This is a genomic window from Pseudomonas sp. Root71, assembly GCF_001429045.1.
Classification (GTDB): Bacteria; Pseudomonadota; Gammaproteobacteria; order Pseudomonadales; family Pseudomonadaceae; genus Aquipseudomonas; species Aquipseudomonas monachiensis.
In genome coordinates this window covers 143,836-159,778 of sequence record NZ_LMHY01000030.1, presented here as the reverse complement: position 1 = coordinate 159,778, position 15,943 = coordinate 143,836, and the positions used below count along the sequence as shown (strand labels likewise).

Annotated in this window: 14 protein-coding genes; 9 read left to right on the top strand and 5 right to left on the bottom strand. The window is 62.0% G+C overall.

Translation table 11 applies throughout. From position 1 onward, the window contains the following. Positions 1 to 295: 295 nt before the first annotated feature. On the top strand, positions 296 to 1,339 hold the full coding sequence (locus tag ASD95_RS27395; RefSeq protein WP_056728819.1) for a DUF6515 family protein: 1,044 nt from the start codon (positions 296 to 298) through the stop codon (positions 1,337 to 1,339). Here ASD95_RS27395 and ASD95_RS27390 read toward each other — a convergent pair. After that, on the bottom strand, positions 1,333 to 2,229 hold the full coding sequence (locus tag ASD95_RS27390; protein WP_056728817.1) for a cation diffusion facilitator family transporter: 897 nt from the start codon (positions 2,227 to 2,229) through the stop codon (positions 1,333 to 1,335). The genes ASD95_RS27395 and ASD95_RS27390 overlap by 7 nt on opposite strands. Before the next feature lie 41 nt (positions 2,230 to 2,270). After that, complete coding sequence (locus tag ASD95_RS27385) at positions 2,271 to 2,690, bottom strand: hypothetical protein (RefSeq protein ID WP_056728815.1); 420 nt, start codon at positions 2,688 to 2,690, stop codon at positions 2,271 to 2,273. A 100-nt stretch (positions 2,691 to 2,790) separates the two neighbouring features. On the opposite strand from ASD95_RS27385, the gene hrpB reads away from it, so the two are divergent. After that, positions 2,791 to 5,307, top strand: a complete 2,517-nt coding sequence (hrpB, locus tag ASD95_RS27380) for an ATP-dependent helicase HrpB (protein ID WP_056728813.1) — start codon at positions 2,791 to 2,793, stop codon at positions 5,305 to 5,307. 9 nt (positions 5,308 to 5,316) lie between these two features. Here the strand turns inward: hrpB and ASD95_RS27375 are convergent, their stop codons facing one another. Then, the gene (locus ASD95_RS27375) at positions 5,317 to 6,246 is read right to left on the bottom strand and encodes a LysR substrate-binding domain-containing protein (protein WP_056728812.1); all 930 of its coding nucleotides are present in this window, start codon (positions 6,244 to 6,246) and stop codon (positions 5,317 to 5,319) included. Positions 6,247 to 6,471: 225 nt separating this feature from the next. On the opposite strand from ASD95_RS27375, the gene ASD95_RS27370 reads away from it, so the two are divergent. From ASD95_RS27370 to ASD95_RS27345, 5 genes are all read left to right on the top strand, one after another. Next, positions 6,472 to 7,962, top strand: coding sequence for an aldehyde dehydrogenase (locus ASD95_RS27370; RefSeq protein WP_056728810.1), 1,491 nt, complete (start codon positions 6,472 to 6,474; stop codon positions 7,960 to 7,962). A 21-nt stretch (positions 7,963 to 7,983) separates the two neighbouring features. Beyond that, positions 7,984 to 9,354: an aspartate aminotransferase family protein gene (locus ASD95_RS27365; RefSeq protein ID WP_056728808.1), complete on the top strand. Its 1,371-nt coding sequence runs from the start codon at positions 7,984 to 7,986 to the stop codon at positions 9,352 to 9,354. A gap of 465 nt (positions 9,355 to 9,819) precedes the next feature. Continuing rightward, a complete protein-coding gene (locus ASD95_RS27355; RefSeq protein ID WP_056728804.1) occupies positions 9,820 to 10,806 on the top strand; it encodes an ABC transporter substrate-binding protein in 987 nt (328 codons plus the stop codon). A gap of 8 nt (positions 10,807 to 10,814) precedes the next feature. Then, complete coding sequence (locus tag ASD95_RS27350) at positions 10,815 to 11,618, top strand: ABC transporter permease (RefSeq protein ID WP_007990681.1); 804 nt, start codon at positions 10,815 to 10,817, stop codon at positions 11,616 to 11,618. Beyond that, positions 11,606 to 12,439, top strand: coding sequence for an ABC transporter ATP-binding protein (locus ASD95_RS27345; protein WP_056728802.1), 834 nt, complete (start codon positions 11,606 to 11,608; stop codon positions 12,437 to 12,439). Before ASD95_RS27350 ends, ASD95_RS27345 begins: the two co-directional genes overlap by 13 nt. A gap of 129 nt (positions 12,440 to 12,568) precedes the next feature. Here the strand turns inward: ASD95_RS27345 and ASD95_RS27340 are convergent, their stop codons facing one another. Beyond that, positions 12,569 to 13,648 carry an endonuclease/exonuclease/phosphatase family protein gene (locus ASD95_RS27340; protein WP_056728800.1) on the bottom strand — a complete coding sequence of 360 codons (1,080 nt, stop codon included), beginning with the start codon at positions 13,646 to 13,648 and terminating at the stop codon, positions 12,569 to 12,571. 66 nt (positions 13,649 to 13,714) lie between these two features. Further along, positions 13,715 to 14,389, bottom strand: a complete 675-nt coding sequence (locus ASD95_RS27335) for a YciC family protein (RefSeq protein WP_056728798.1) — start codon at positions 14,387 to 14,389, stop codon at positions 13,715 to 13,717. 178 nt (positions 14,390 to 14,567) lie between these two features. On the opposite strand from ASD95_RS27335, the gene ASD95_RS27330 reads away from it, so the two are divergent. Further along, the gene (locus ASD95_RS27330) at positions 14,568 to 15,329 is read left to right on the top strand and encodes a DUF2076 domain-containing protein (RefSeq protein ID WP_056728796.1); all 762 of its coding nucleotides are present in this window, start codon (positions 14,568 to 14,570) and stop codon (positions 15,327 to 15,329) included. A 120-nt stretch (positions 15,330 to 15,449) separates the two neighbouring features. After that, the gene (locus ASD95_RS27325; RefSeq protein ID WP_007990686.1) at positions 15,450 to 15,929 is read left to right on the top strand and encodes a LabA-like NYN domain-containing protein; all 480 of its coding nucleotides are present in this window, start codon (positions 15,450 to 15,452) and stop codon (positions 15,927 to 15,929) included. Positions 15,930 to 15,943 lie beyond the last annotated feature (14 nt).

The following is a 15,943-nucleotide window of genomic DNA, read 5'->3' as shown; positions in this document are numbered from 1 at the left end:
CGGCTCGCCGAATCAGGCCCGCCGCGGTCGCCACCCCCACCGGGGATGTGCCGGCCCCCGAGCTACACACTGTCCAGAAGACGGCGTGAGGTGAGCCGACGCCACAAGTGTCGAGCCAGGACGAAGTTCTCTAAGGGGAGGCCGACGGGTCTCCCCTTTTTCTTGCGTGGAATTTGCTGCCGTGAATTAAAGAGCAGGCCTCAATAAATAAGTTGCGTGACTGATAACCTGTCGCAGAACCGGCCACTGCTTTCCCAGTCTTATGTACAGGCCCTTACCCGCAATGAGGAACAGCATGAAATCGCGCATCTGGCGTTTGGCCGGTGTTGGTTTGTTGTGTGTCAGTGTCTCTGCGCAAACGATGGCTGATGAGCAGCAAAATCGTGGTCATGATGGCGGGCAACACGGCCAGGGTGGGCATCAGGGCGATAACCAGGGCCATGGTGGCGGCAACCAGCCACATCCGCAAAACGGCCAGCAGCAGAATCAGCCCCGTGCGCAGAACAACGACAATCGCCAGTACGAGCACAGCGGCCAGGATCAACGTCAGGACAATGACCAGAGGCAGAGCCGCCCAGCACCGGACTACAACAGCCGGGTGCGCTCGCCGCCGCCTCCGCCGCAGATGCCGGCCACTGACATGCCGATCCAGCCACGCCCCGACACCGTGGGCCAGACCCGGGAGCCGCCGCACGGTTACGACCAGAATCAACCGCGTCGCAACGATTACAACAAGCACTGGAATGGCTACATAGGCGCGCCGTCCAATGACACGCATTGGGAGGGGCGTCCGAGTGGGCGCGGCAACGGCTGGGGGCCTGGTCCCAAGTATCGTCCCGGCCAGGTGATCGACCGTTTCCCCGAGCGCGACTACCGCGTGCCTTACCGTGGCATGGATTACTACTATTCCGGTGGCTACTGGTATCGCCCGCTGGGCCCGCGTTACGTGGTGGTGGAGCCACCGCGGGGGATTCGTGTCAGGTACCTGCCTGATTACGCCGAGCAGGTGTGGATCGGTGGGGCGCTGCTGTTCCTGGCGGCAGGTTCCTACTACGCCTATCAGCAAAGCACTCAGGATTACGTCGTGGTCGAACCGCCGGTTGGCCAATCGCAACCTCCAGCCGGCAACAGTGGTTATGACGTGGAGGCCTATCCAGCCAACGGTCAGTCGCCGGAACAGGTCAGCCGGGATGGTTACGAGTGTTATCAATATGCGGTGCAGCAGAGTGGTTTCGATCCACGAACCGCCACCTACCGGCCAGACCCGTCGGTGGTGCAAGCCTACCGACAGGCCCAGGGTGACTGCCTGAGCAGTCGCGGTTATCAGGTGACTTACTGATCCCGGGCGGCTTTTACCACTTCCTGCGGGTCGGCGTGCACCAGCACTTCGGCCCGCGGGTAGGCGGTGTGAATCGCCGCGGCAGCCTGATCGCTGATGCCGTGGGCCACTGACAGCGTCAGTTCCCCCGGCAGCTCCAGATGCAACTGCACGAACCACTGGTTGCCGGAGATCCGTGTGCGCAGGTCATGGGCCCCCAACACGCCGGGCACGCTGCACGCCAGTTCCAGCATGTGCTGGCTGACCTCCGGCGGCAGTTCTTCATCCATCAACACCGCAAAGCTTTCCCGGGCGATCTGCACTGCGCTCCAGAGAATGTAGGCAGCGATGCCCAGACCGAACCAGGGGTCGACCTGGTGCAGTCCAAACCCGGCGAACACCAGTGCGATCAGAATGCTGCCGTTGAGCAACAGGTCCGAACGGTAGTGCAGCGAGTCGGCCCGCACGGCGTTGGAGCCCGTGGCCTTGATCACCCGATGTTGCAGCGACAGCAAGGCTAAGGTCAGGACGAGGGAGAAGACAATCACGCCGATACTGATCCACGGCGCGCCGACCGGTTCGGGATGTTTGAGTCGATCATAGGCCTGCAACGCGATCAGTACCGCACTGCCGCCAATGAACAGCGCCTGGGCCATGCCCGCCAATGACTCGGCCTTGCCGTGTCCGTAGCGATGATCGTTGTCGGCGGGGCGCAGGGCGTAATGCACCGCCAGCAGGTTGAGCAATGACGTGACACCGTCGAGTGTCGAGTCGGTGAGCCCGGCGAGCATGCTCACTGAGCCGCTCAGCCACCAGGCGATGGCTTTGGCGACGATCAGGATGCACGCCACCGCCACCGAGGCACGGGTCGCCAGCCGCAGCAGGCGGGCGTGTTCGGAGCTGGAGGTCATAGGGGCCATCGTTCCTTGAAGAGTCCTTTCGTGCGTAGGGATTACGCGGCGGGTTGCAGGCCGAACATCGCCAGTTGTTGAGAGCTGCCTTTACTCTGGATCAGGCGTGGATCGTCCAGCGGGAAGCTGCGGCCCAGTTCGCTTTCCAGAATAGTCTGCAACTTGCGATTATCGACCTTGCCGTCGGGACCGATAGCGTCCTTGAGTTTTTGCGGGTCGACCTGGGCGGTCTTGCCTGGCTCGAAGTAAATCGCGCCGGTGGCGAAGTCCACGGCAAACGCAATCAGGCCGGGGATGATGTAGAACAACAGGCCCACGGCGTCGAGCGCGGCGATGGCCGGGTCGATCTTGCCTTCGATCTGGCCACGTCGATCCGGGTAGAAGATCGACCCGCAGGCGGTCACTTGAGTCAGCAAGGTTGCGACCAGAACACCGCCAATCAGGCGAAAGGGAGCACGCATATGAAATCTCCTGAGTAGAACGCCAAGAACGTTACTGGTTAGAGCCCAGACTACGCCAAACAGTTCGCCGTTATACTCGCCGCTCTGTTTTGGAGCCAGCATGATTTCTTTGCCGATCGATGAAGTTTTACCCGCCCTGCGTGAAGCCCTCGCTACACGCCACGAAGCCGTGCTCGAAGCGCCGCCCGGCGCCGGTAAAACCACCCGCGTGCCTTTGGCCTTGCTCAACGAGTCGTGGCTGGCCGGTCAGACCATCCTGATGCTCGAACCCCGCCGGTTGGCCGCGCGCGCAGCGGCTGAACGGCTGGCCAGTGAGCTGGGGGAGAAGGTCGGCGAAACCGTGGGTTATCGCATTCGGCTCGACAGCAAGGTCGGCCCCAACACCCGTATCGAAGTGGTCACCGAAGGCATCCTCACCCGGCGTTTGCAGGATGACCCGGCGCTCGAAGGCGTGGGTCTGCTGATCTTCGATGAATTTCACGAACGCAGTCTCGACGCTGATCTGGCGCTGGCCCTGAGCCTCAATGGCCGCGAACTGTTCCGTGACGATCAGCCGCTGAAAATCCTCTTGATGTCTGCCACGCTCGAAGGCGAACGCTTGGCCGGGTTGCTCGACGACGCGCCGATCCTGCGCAGCGAAGGGCGCATGTACCCGGTGGCGATGCGCTGGGGGCGGCCATTCCAGGCCGGTGAATTCATCGAGCCGCGTCTGGTGCAGACCATCCTCGAAGCCTTGGACGACGAGACCGGCAGTGTGCTGGTGTTCCTGCCGGGGCAAGCAGAAATCCGCCGCGTGCATCAGCAACTGGCCGATGCCTTGGGCGAAAACACTCAGGTCCTACTGTGCCCGTTGCACGGTGAACTGGACCTCGCGGCGCAACGGGCAGCCATCGATCCGGCACCGGCGGGCAAGCGCAAAGTGGTGCTGGCCACCAACATCGCCGAGACCAGTTTGACCATCAATGGCGTGAGGGTCGTGATCGATGCCGGGCTGGCGCGGGTGCCGCGTTTCGACCCCGGTAGCGGTATGACCCGTCTCGACACCCAGCGCATTTCCAAGGCCAGCGCCACCCAGCGCGCTGGCCGGGCCGGGCGACTGGAACCGGGCGTGTGTTATCGCTTGTGGTCCCAGGACCAGCACGAGCAACTGGCGGCCTATGGCAGTGCGGAAATACTCTCGGCGGACCTCGCCGGGCTGGCCTTGCAGCTTGGTCGTTGGGGCGTGACGCCCGGGCAACTGGTGTGGCTCGACGTGCCGCCGGCCGCCGCTTATGCACAGGCTCAGGACCTGCTCGAACGCCTGGGGGCGCTGGAAGGGGAAGCGCTGACCCGCCATGGTCAGGCCATGGCCGAACTGCCGGCGCATCCGCGCATCGCGCATTTACTGTTGCGTGGCCAGGCGCTGGGGCTGGCGGACATGGCCTGCGATGTCGCGGCACTGCTCGGCGAGCGCGATATCTTGCGCGGCGCCGGGGCGGACCTGCATAGCCGACTGGCGCTGCTGTCCGGCGAAGAGCGTGCTGCACGCGGCGCGCAGGGCGGGGTGCAGCGCGCACGGCAACTGGCGCGGCAATATCGTGGTTACCTGCGTGGCAAAGCCTCGGAGCCGGTCAGCGATCCCGACCATCCACGCTGGCTCGGCGCCTTGCTGGCGCTGGCCTATCCCGACCGGGTCGCCCAACAACGGCGTGCCGGTGGCGCGGAATACCGTTTGGCCAACGGTCGTGCGGCACTGTTCGCCGAAGCCGACAGCCTGATGAAGCAAGCGTGGCTGGTGATCGCCGATCTGGGCAGTCGCCAGGGCCAGCGTGAGGAGCGGATTTACCTGGCGACGGACTTCGATCCGGCGCTCTTCGATTCAGTGCTGGCCGAGCAGGTGCGCTGCGTCGATCAACTGGATTGGGATGAGCGCGAGGGCGTGCTGCGGGCCGAGCGTCAGCGCAAGGTTGGCGAACTGATCCTCAGCCGCGAGCCACTGACCGGCCTCGACGAAACCGCCCGTAGCCAGGCGCTGGTGAACCTGGTGCGGCGCAAAGGCCTGGAGCTGTTGCCGTGGACCCCGGAACTGCGTCAGTGGCAGGCGCGGGTCGCCTTGTTGCGGCAACTGGACCTCGCCGCCAAGGGCGAGAGCGAGTGGCCGGATGTCAGTGACGCGGCATTGCTCAAGAATCTGGAACACTGGCTGATGCCGTATCTGGGCAAGGTTTCTCGGCTCAGTCACTTCGCCAACCTGGACTTGTCGAGCATCGTCCACAACCTGCTGCCGTGGCCGCTGCCGCAACGGCTGGACGAGCTGGCGCCGCATCATTTGAGCGTGCCCTCGGGGTCGTCGATTCGTCTGGACTACAGCGAACAGCCGCCGATTCTGGCGGTGCGATTGCAGGAGTTATTCGGTCTGGCCGAAACCCCGCGCATCGCCGGCGGCCGGCAAGTGGTCAAGCTGCATCTGTTGTCCCCGGCAAGGCGACCGGTGCAGGTGACTCAGGACCTGGCCAACTTCTGGCGCAGCACCTATGCCGAGGTGAAGAAGGATTTGAAGGGGCGTTATCCCAAGCATTACTGGCCGGATGATCCGCTGGTGGCGGAGGCGACTGCACGGATAAAACCGCGCAAGTAATCGCAGCTCCTACACGGACGGCCTTGAGCTTTCGGATTTGGCGGTCAGTTGTTCGCGGCAGTAGTCGGCGAACAACTGCGCCGGCTTGGTCAGTTGCCCACGCTTGAGCCATGCGGCCACCAGCCCGGATCCGGTGACGTTTTCGGCGATGTCCACGCACACTACTTTCTGTCCGTCGTAGGTGCACTCCGAATGCGGCTTGGTCACCAGGATCGAGAACCCGAATCCCTGGCCAACCATGCCCCGCACCATCTCGATCGATGGCGAGCTGAAGGCGATGCGCGGGGTCAGGTCCAGCTCTTCGAACAGGCTGACGAAGTAGGTCCGGCTCGGCTGCACGTCCAAAAGGATCATCGGTTCCAGGCACAGGTCCCGCAATGACACCTGCGCCTGATGGGCAAAGCGGTGATCCGCCGGCAACAACGCATAAGGTCGTTGCGCCGGCATCAGCGGTTCGGTCGCGATGGTGCCGTCCAGGTCGTGTTCGTAGAGGATCGCCAGATCGAAGGCCCCGGAGGTCAGGCCCTGCACCAGCTCTTGTTGCTCGCCATCGCGGATGCGGATTTCTACCCCCGGGTACAACGCCGAAAATCCTGCGATCAATTGCGGCAGGTACAGCGGCGCGACGGTTTCGAAACAGCCGATATCAATCTGTCCGGAGACCACGTCGTTGTCGGCCAGGGCGTTCTGCTCGAACTCCTTGGCCATGCGCAGCAGTTCCTGTGCCTTGCGGTAGAAGCGTGCACCGCTGGGGGTCAATGACACGCCCTGTGCATGATGGCGGATCAGCAGTTGCACGCCGAAACTGTCTTCCAGCCCTTTGATGGCCGTGGAGATCGAAGGCTGGGCGATGTACAGCTTGCGCGAGGCCTCGGCGACGCTGCCGCACTCGACGGTGGTGATGAAGTATTTCAGTTGACGCAGATTGTAGGCAGCCACAGCAAACCTCGGGGGAGAACGGATCAGGCATCCTGGCAATTTGCGCGCCACCCTATCCGCTCGGGTAGCGATTTGTTGTGTTTGAACAATAACCACATGCTGCGCCAGAAGGGAGATTGGCTACGTAGTTTTTTCTTGGCCTGCGAACACATTTTTACTGGTTTTCCACCGCTCGGGCCTGAGCGACTATCCAATACACAAGAATGTCCTCTGGAGCATCTGAACGTGTTCGAGCTTGAGTATTGGCAACGCAAGGCCGCTTCCCTGCGGTTTCCCGACCAGGCCGTGATCGGCGGCCAGCGCCGCGCGGCGCAGTCGGGGCAGACCTTCGCCGCGATCAACCCCGCCACCGGGCAATGCCTGGCCAACGTTGCCGCCTGTGGTGAAGAAGATGTGAACGCGGCGGTGCACAATGCGCGGCAGGTCTTCGAGGCTGGCACCTGGGCTGCGCGCTCGCCGACCGAACGCAAGCAAGTACTGTTGCGCCTGGCCGACTTGATCCTGGAAAACCGTGAAGAATTGGCGCTGCTCGATTCGCTGAACATGGGCAAGCCCGTCACCGATGCCTACAACATCGACGTGCCGGGTGCCGCAGGCGTGTTCCGCTGGTACGCCGAAAGCCTCGACAAACTCTACGACCAGATCGCCCCCAGCGCGCAGAACGTGCTGGCAACCATTACTCGCGAAGCCCTCGGCGTGGTGGCTGCCGTGGTGCCGTGGAATTTCCCTCTGGACATGGCGGCGTGGAAACTCGCCCCGGCCCTGGCCGCCGGTAACTCGGTAATCCTCAAACCGGCCGAGCAGTCGCCGTTTTCCGCCCTGCGCCTGGCTGAGCTGGCGCTGGAGGCGGGGATTCCGGCAGGCGTCCTCAACGTACTGCCGGGCCTCGGCGAGCAGGCCGGCAAAGCCCTCGGCCTGCACCCGGACGTCGATTGCCTGGTGTTCACCGGCTCCACCGAAGTCGGCAAATATTTCATGCAGTACTCGGCCCAGTCGAACCTCAAGCAGGTGTGGCTGGAGTGCGGCGGCAAGAGTGCGAACCTGGTGTTTGCCGATTGTCAGGACCTGGATCTGGCCGCGGAAAAAGCCGCGTTCGGCATCTTCTTCAATCAGGGCGAAGTCTGCTCGGCCAACTCGCGGTTGCTGGTGCAGCGCTCGATTCATGACGAGTTCGTCGAGTGCCTCAAGGCCCAGGCTGAACGCTGGTTGCCGGGCGATCCTCTGGACCCGTCGAGCGCCGCCGGGGCCATCGTCGACAGCCGGCAGACCGCGCGGATCATGAAGTTCATCCAGCAGGCCGAACAGCAAGGCGCGACTAAGGTTTGTGGCGGTCGGCAGTCGATCTTCAACGGCTCGGACAACTTCATCCAGCCGACGATTTTCACCGGTGTGACCCCGGACATGCCGCTGTTTCGCGATGAAGTGTTCGGCCCGGTGCTGGCGATTACGCCATTCGACGATGAGGCCCACGCCTTGCAACTGGCCAACGACAGCGTCTACGGTCTGGCGGCTTCGCTGTGGACCGACGACCTCAACCGCGCCCACCGTGTGGCGCGACAATTGCGGGCCGGTACGGTGTCGGTCAACAGCGTCGATGCGCTGGACGTGACCGTGCCTTTTGGCGGCGGCAAGCAGTCGGGTTTCGGCCGCGACCTGTCCCTGCATTCATTCGATAAATACACCCAGTTGAAGACCACCTGGTTTCAATTGCGCTGATAACAAAACGGAGAACTGGCGATGACCACACCACGTGACACCCGCGACTACCAGGCCGCCGACGCTGCGCACCACATCCATGCATTCGTCGATCAAAAAGCCCTCAACGACGAGGGGCCACGGGTGATGGTCCGTGGCGAACGCCTGCACCTGTGGGACAACGATGGCCGGCGTTACCTCGACGGCATGTCCGGGCTGTGGTGCACCAACCTCGGTTACGGGCGCAAGGACCTGGCCTTTGCTGCGAGCCAGCAGCTGGAGCAACTGCCGTACTACAACATGTTTTTCCACACCACCCACCCGCAGGTGATCGAGCTGTCCGAGCTGCTGTTCAGCCTGCTGCCGGCTCACTACAGCCACGCGATCTACACCAACTCCGGCTCCGAGGCCAACGAGGTGTTGATCCGCACGGTGCGTCGTTACTGGCAGGTGCTCGGCAAGCCCGAGAAGAAAATCATGATCGGCCGCTGGAACGGTTACCACGGTTCGACCCTGGCCGCGACGGCGCTGGGCGGCATGAAATTCATGCACGAAATGGGCGGCATGATTCCGGACATCGAGCACATCGACGAGCCGTACTTCTTCGCCCACGAAGGCAACCTGACACCGGCGGAATTCGGTCTGCGCGCGGCCCAGCAACTGGAAGCGAAGATCCTCGAACTGGGTGCGGACAAGGTCGCGGGCTTTATCGCCGAACCGTTCCAGGGCGCCGGCGGCATGATCTTCCCGCCAGAAAGCTACTGGCCGGAAATCCAGCGCATCTGCCGCAAGTACGACGTGCTGCTGTGCGCCGATGAAGTGATCGGCGGCTTCGGTCGCACCGGCGAATGGTTCGCCCACGAGTACTTCGGTTTCGAGCCGGACACCCTGTCCATCGCCAAGGGCCTGACCTCGGGCTACATCCCCATGGGCGGTTTGATCCTGTCGAAGAAAATGGCTTCGGTGCTGGTGGAGCAGGGCGGCGTGTTCGCCCACGGCCTGACCTATTCCGGGCACCCGGTGGCGGCGGCGGTGGCGATTGCCAACCTCAAGGCATTGCGTGACGAAGGCGTGGTGACGCGGGTCAAGGACGACATCGGCCCTTACCTGCAACAGTGCCTGCGGGAAGTGTTCGGCAAGCACCCGTTGGTGGGTGACATCCAGGGCACCGGCATGGTCGCGGCGTTGCAACTGGCCGAAGACAAATCCACTCGCAAGCGTTTTGCCAACGAGAACGATATTGCCTGGCGTTGCCGCACGATCGGTTTCGAGGAGGGGGTGATCATTCGCTCGACCTTGGGCCGGATGATCATGGCGCCGGCGTTGATTGCCAGTCGTGAAGAGATTGATGAGCTGATCGCCAAGACCCTGAAAGCGGTGGATCGTACGGCGCAGGAATACGGCCGGCTCTGATCTTGCTGGAAGGTCCTGCGGACCTTATCGCGAGCAGGCTCGCTCCTACATTGGATTTGTGTCGATCATCGGAAACGAGGGCGACATAGACCCCTGTAGGAGCGAGCCTGCTCGCGATTGCGACAGACATAAAAGATCGCAGCCTTCGGCAGCTCCTACAGGGGATCGCATTCCAATGTAGGAGCTGCCGAAGGCTGCGATCTTTTGCTGTTCTCAAGCTTTGCACCCACCTCGGGCATCCCCGCCCACAGCGCCCTTTCGCGGTGCGCGCTAACCAGTTTTTTCATCACTCGCATCCACATATTTCCTCGTTTTCCTAAGCCCTCCCATGGGCCAACATCGATCTCGCCAGCCCGCCGAATGCTGCCCGCCGAAGGGTCCATCCAGAGACCACAGGTCGCAGCCGATTCAGGGCTGGCCGTACTGCCCATGACAAAACTAAATCAACAGCTTTGGGAGTGCTCCATGACCAAGTCCTTGCTCACCCGCTTCACTTATCCGCTGGCGGTCACCGCCATCGCCGCGACGGTTGCCACCAGCGTCCAGGCCGGCACTCTGTCCATCGGTCATACCACCTGGGTCGGCTACGGCACCCTGTACCTGGCCCAGGACCTTGGCTACTTCAAGGAAAACGGTTTGACCGTCGAATTGCCGGTGGTCGAGGAAGCGGCGATGTACATGGCCGCACAAGCATCCGGCGAGTTGTCCGGCTCGGCGTCGACCATCGACGAGGTGCTCAAGTACCGTCCGCAATTCTGCTTCAAGGCCGTGGCCGCGCTGGACGACAGCCATGGTGGCGACGGCGTGCTGGTAGGCAAGGACATCAAGAGCCTGCAGGAACTCAAGGGCAAGGCCGTTGCGGTCAACGAAGGTTCGACCTCGCAGTTCTGGCTGTCCTATCTGCTGAAAAAACACGGCATGAGCATGAGCGACATCACCGTGCAGAACATGACGGCCGACGACGCCGCCACCGCGTTCATCGCCGGTCGCGTACCCGCCGCCGTGACCTGGGAGCCGCACCTGTCGATGGTTCGCGACAAAAAGCAGGGCAAGGTGCTGATCGACAGCAGCAGCACACCGGGGGTGATCGTCGATGTGGTCGCACTGAATTGCAGCGTGATCGAAAAACAGCCGGAAGACGTCAAGGCCCTGGTGGCCGGTTTGTACAAAGCCGTGCAGTACACCAAGGATCATCCGCAGGAAGCCTACAAAATCATGGCCAAGGGTGTCGGCGGTTACCTGGCCGATCCGAAGGAGCTGGAAGCCGCAGCGCAAGGCGTGCGTTTCTACGATCAGGCCATGAGCGAAAAACTGCTGGGCTCGCCGGGCAAGCCGGGTGACAGCGCACCGCTGATCAAACTGGCCAACGAGACCGCCAGCGAGCTGCAGGGCAAGCCCTACAACGTCAGCAATGACGACCTGATCGACAACCGTTTCGTCACCCCGCTCTAGGAGGCTGCATGTTCAAGCGCAATTCATGGCTGAGCCGTTGCATTACGCCCAAGACCGGTTTGCCGGTCTCGGTGATCTGGAGCGCGAGCGGCCTGGCCTGGGTGCTGCTGGTCGGTCTGTGGGCCGGCTTGTCCTACGGTGGCGTGGTGCCAGGCATGTTCCTGCCGACGCCGGGCGCGGTGGTCGAGGCCGCCGTGCGGTTAGGCCGCGACGGCACCCTTGGCCAACATGTGTGGGCCAGCGTTGAAGTGGTGATGGTCGGTTTCATCGTGTCGTCCCTGGTGGCGGTGCCGCTGGGACTGTTGATGGGCAGCTTCCGCATCGTCCAGGCCTTTCTTGAGCCACTGGTGAACTTCATTCGCTACCTGCCGGTGACCTCCTTCGTGCCGCTGTTCATCCTGTGGATCGGCATCGGTCTGGAGCAGCGGGTGTCGGTGATCATCTTCGGCGTGTTCTTCCAGCAACTGGTGATGATCGCGGACGTGTCCAAAGGCATCTCCAAGGACCTGATCAACGCCTCCTACACCCTCGGTTCCAATCGCCGCGATGCAGTGCTGCATGTGATCGCTCCGGCTTCCCTGCCTGGTGTGCTCGACACCTTGCGCGTGACCATGGGCTGGGCCTGGACTTACCTGGTGGTGGCTGAACTGGTCGCCGCTTCCAGTGGCCTGGGTTACCTGAGCCTCAAGGCCATGCGTGGCTTCCAGGTGGATGTGATTTTCCTCGCCATCGCGATCATCGGCCTGCTGGGCCTGGTCACCGATCAACTGTTCCGTTTCCTACGCCTGAGGATCACCGCATGGGCTCAGTAACCGCCGCCACTCATCGTTTTACCGCGCCTCATGCTGCCCCAGTGAACGCGCCTCGGCTGAAGGTGGACAAGGTCAGCCTGAGTTACAAGAAACCCGATGGCGGTACCTTTACCGCCTTGGAGGAAGTGTCGTTCGAGGTGCCGGACCAGCAATTTGCGGTACTGGTCGGACCTTCGGGTTGCGGTAAGTCGAGCCTGCTGTACCTCACCGCCGGCCTGGCCGAACCGACCTCGGGCGAGATCTACGTCGGCGGCCAACAGGTGGAAGGCCCCGGTGCGGACCGTGGCATGGTGTTCCAGAGCTACACGCTGTTCCCGTGGCTGACGGTGCGGCAGAACGTCGAGTTCGGCCTCAAGCGCCGCGGCATGCCGGCGGCGCAACGCAAGGACATCGTCGACTACTACGTCAATGAAGTGGGCTTGAGCGGCTTTGCCGACAACTACGCCAAGCAGTTGTCCGGCGGCATGATGCAGCGCGTCGCCATTGCCCGCGCGCTGGCCAATGATCCGCAGATCCTGCTGATGGACGAACCCTTCGGCGCCCTCGACAGCCAGACGCGCCTGCAAATGCAGCAGTTATTGCTGCGGGTGTGGGGCAACAGCAAAAAGACCGTGTTGTTCGTGACCCACGACATCGACGAGGCGATTCTGCTGGGTGACCGGGTGTATGTGATGGGCGCCAGGCCAGGGCGGATCAAGCAGACTCTGGATGTGCCGATCGAACGTCCACGCAACCTCGATATGGTCATGGAGCGCTCGTTCATCGAGATGAAGCGCGAGATCTTCGGGCTGCTGCATGATGATCTGGAGGAGGTGCATTAAGTCGAGCATACACAGACCCTGTGGGAGCGGGCTTGCTCGCGAAAGCGGTGTATCAGACAACATTGATCTCGGATGTACTGGCCTCTTCGCGAGCAAGCCCGCTCCCACAGGTATTGTGTTGCCTCGGTATCAGGGCGCAACCGGCAACAAAAACCGCGCAATCACCGGCAGGTGATCGGAGATGCGCAACGTATCATCCTGCCGCACCATCGCCTCCACCCGTTTGATCCGCGGGCTGTAGAACAGGTAGTCGACGGTCCGGTCCGGGCCGTTCAGCCCGGGATCGTTCGGGTAATGGGTCAGCCAGCGTTCGCGGTCGATACCACTGGCTTCGTTGTTGCTCGGGATCATCGGGTACTTGTCCCACAGCAGGTGCAGCGGGCTGTCGGAGGAGTAGGGCGCGCGTTGTGCGTCGGACAGGCGTCGATACTGGCCCAGCGGCAACAGGTTGAAATCCCCACCGATCAGCCACGGCGTGCCACGGCTTTCGAGTTTATCGAGGGCCCTGGCCACGGCGTTCACCTGGTTTTGCAAGGTGTTGTCGGCTCGATTGGCGCGGTCCAAATGGGTATTGAGCACCGTTATTTGCCCGCCATCAATCAACGGCAAGTAGCTCACCAGCAAGGCGTCTTTGGGTTTGAATTGGCGGCTGAGCGGATTGCCCGAGGCGATGGGCAGTTGCAGGCGTTCGGCATGTTCGATCCGGTAACGGCTCAGGGTCGCCAGTTGCCGGCCGACACTGCCGAAGATGTGCGGGTTCGGTACGAAGTCGGCCTTCCAGTCGAACGCGCTGGTGCCACAGGGATACAAGTCGGCAAGCCGTTCCTGCAGCAGTTTGAACTGCTGCTGGTAATCGCTGGCCTTGGCGCCGTCGTCCAGTTCCTGCAACAGCACGATGTCCGGTTGTTCGTCGCGAATCACCCGCGCCACTTCGTCGAGGCTGAAGGCCATGTCTTCCGCTGTGGGACGTTCGTCGGTGCCGGCGGCCAGGTCATTCCAGAATACGTAGCGCTTGCCGGCCAGGTACTGGACGTTCCAGGTCATCACCTTCAACGCCTGCCCGGGGACCAGGGAAGGGGCCTGGGCACTGCAACTGACTGGCAACACTTCTTTGGCGTCGGGGCGCCAGGTCAGGCTGTAGATCATCGCGCTGATCAGGACGGTCATGATCAGCAGGCCCAGCAGGGTGTAGCGCAGTAGACGGGTCATGGCTCGGCTTAATAGCGTTACAGAATTGTTCCCGAGCATACCCGAGAGCGATGGTCGCGCCCAAGGTCAGAGCGAGTTGTCATTTCTCTCAGGCAACGGGTTGATCAGCATGAACAACCGGAACAGCACCACGCTGGTAAACAGCTGCAGGAAGCTGTGGGCACTGTCGATCAATAGTGAGATCACCGGGTTCTGCGGTTCCGGGTACGCCGCCAGCGTCACGCCCTTTAGCAGCCACAACGGCCCCATCACACACAGAATGCACAGCAGGATGCGCAAGAAATGCCCTTGGGTCATGCGCAGGCTTTCCTTCATGGCCGCCAGCGGCGCCAGGCCGCGCAACACCAACAGGTATTCGCCAAACGCCAGGGTCACCATCAAGTAGATACCCGGCAGGAAATACAGCGACAGGCCCAGCAGAATCAGCACGGTATTGAGCGCCGTCAGCAGGGCGAAGCGCGGCCACAGATAGGCGGACCTGGACAGCAGCTCGCGGTTGCTCGGCGATTCGCCTCGGCTGCGGGCGTCGAGAAACAGAATCAGCGCGGCGGTGTACAGCGGATACACCAGCAAGCCGACAATCACGCTGATGCCGGGGAAACTGTCCGGCTCGGTGGAATGGTCGACCACTTGTTGCAGCAGTGCCTCAAGCATCACCAGCGGCAGGCACAGTTGCACGATCTGGCCCAGATTGCGCTTGAAGAAATACAGGGAGTCACGCAGCACATCTAACGGATTCATCAGTTGGTATCGCAGGTTGGAAGCAGTGGCCCACTTTAACCGATCAAGCGCAGGGGGAAGCAAACGTAAACGTTCGGTAAAGGACATTGAAACATCTTGTTTCAGCCTCCATTAAGGTCGAGCACCTTATCCTCATTGGATAAAGGCAACGATTTCCCCGGCAATCTACGAGGTCGCCATGAACAGCGAAGAACAAACCCTGATCGATGGACTGTTTTCCCGGCTGCAACAGGCCGAAACGGACTCAGCCCCGCGCGACGCCCAGGCCGAGGCGCGGATCAAGGAACACCTGACGCGCCAGCCCGCGGCAGGTTATTTCATGACCCAGGCGATTCTGGTGCAAGAGGCGGCGATCAAGAGCCTCGATGAGCAGAACAAACAACTGACCCGGCAAGTCCAGCAATTGCAGGCCGAACTGCAACAGGCCAAGGCCCAGGCGACCCCGGCTCCTGCGCCGAGTGGCGGTGGCTTTTTGTCGAGCATCTTTGGCGGCAACTCCCGCGAGCCACAGCCCGCATCAACCCAGAACGCACCGCCGTCGAACGGTGGCTGGCGTGAGCCGGGACGCTCGTCGTTCGGTTCGCAGCCGCCACAGCAGAACATTCCACAACAGGGCTATGCACCCCAGCAACAGGCTCCGGCAGCGGCCGGCAGCAGTTTCCTCGGTGGCGCGCTGAAAACCGCCGCCGGCGTGGCGGGTGGCGTGATGCTGGCACAAGGCATCAGCAGCCTGTTCCATCACAATCAGCAACCGGAAGTCGTCGAAGTCATCAAGGAAGAGCCGGCCCAGGTCAACGACCAGAGCAACAATGGCTGGGGCGATGACCAGCGCATGGCCGGTAACGATTCCAGGAGCAACGATCAGGGCGGATTCAGCGACGCCGACTACAGCGATGACAGCTCATCGTTTTTCGGCGGCGACGACGATTCCTTCGTCTGACACGCCATTCGTCCGGAGCGCAACCACGCTCCGGGCCGATTATTCGCGGAACAATCCTTCGGGCTGGCATACTGGGCGACTTTTCGGGCCTGGTGCCTGATTCAGCCTCGAGGAAAGCCGGTGAAAAAAATCGCAGTGTTCGCCGATGTCCAGAACCTCTACTACACCGTGCGTCAGGCCTATGGTTGCCACTTCAATTACGCCGCACTGTGGGCTGACATCAGCAAACAGGGCGAGATCGTCGAAGCCTACGCCTACGCCATCGACCGTGGCGACAGCAAACAGCAGCAGTTCCAGCAGATCCTGCGCAACCTCGGTTTCACCGTGAAGCTCAAGCCGTACATCCAGCGCAGCGATGGTTCGGCCAAGGGCGACTGGGACGTGGGCATTACCCTCGACATCATGGATGCCGCCGACCATGTCGACGAAATCGTCCTGGCCTCCGGTGATGGCGATTTCGACATGCTGCTGGAACGCATCATCAGCAAACACGGGGTGCAAGCGGTGGCCTACGGCGTGCCGGGCCTGACCGCCAACTCGCTGATCCGCGCCGCCAGCCGCTACGTGCCGATCGAAGGCGCGTTGCTGCTCAAGAATTGATTTTTACGGAGTTG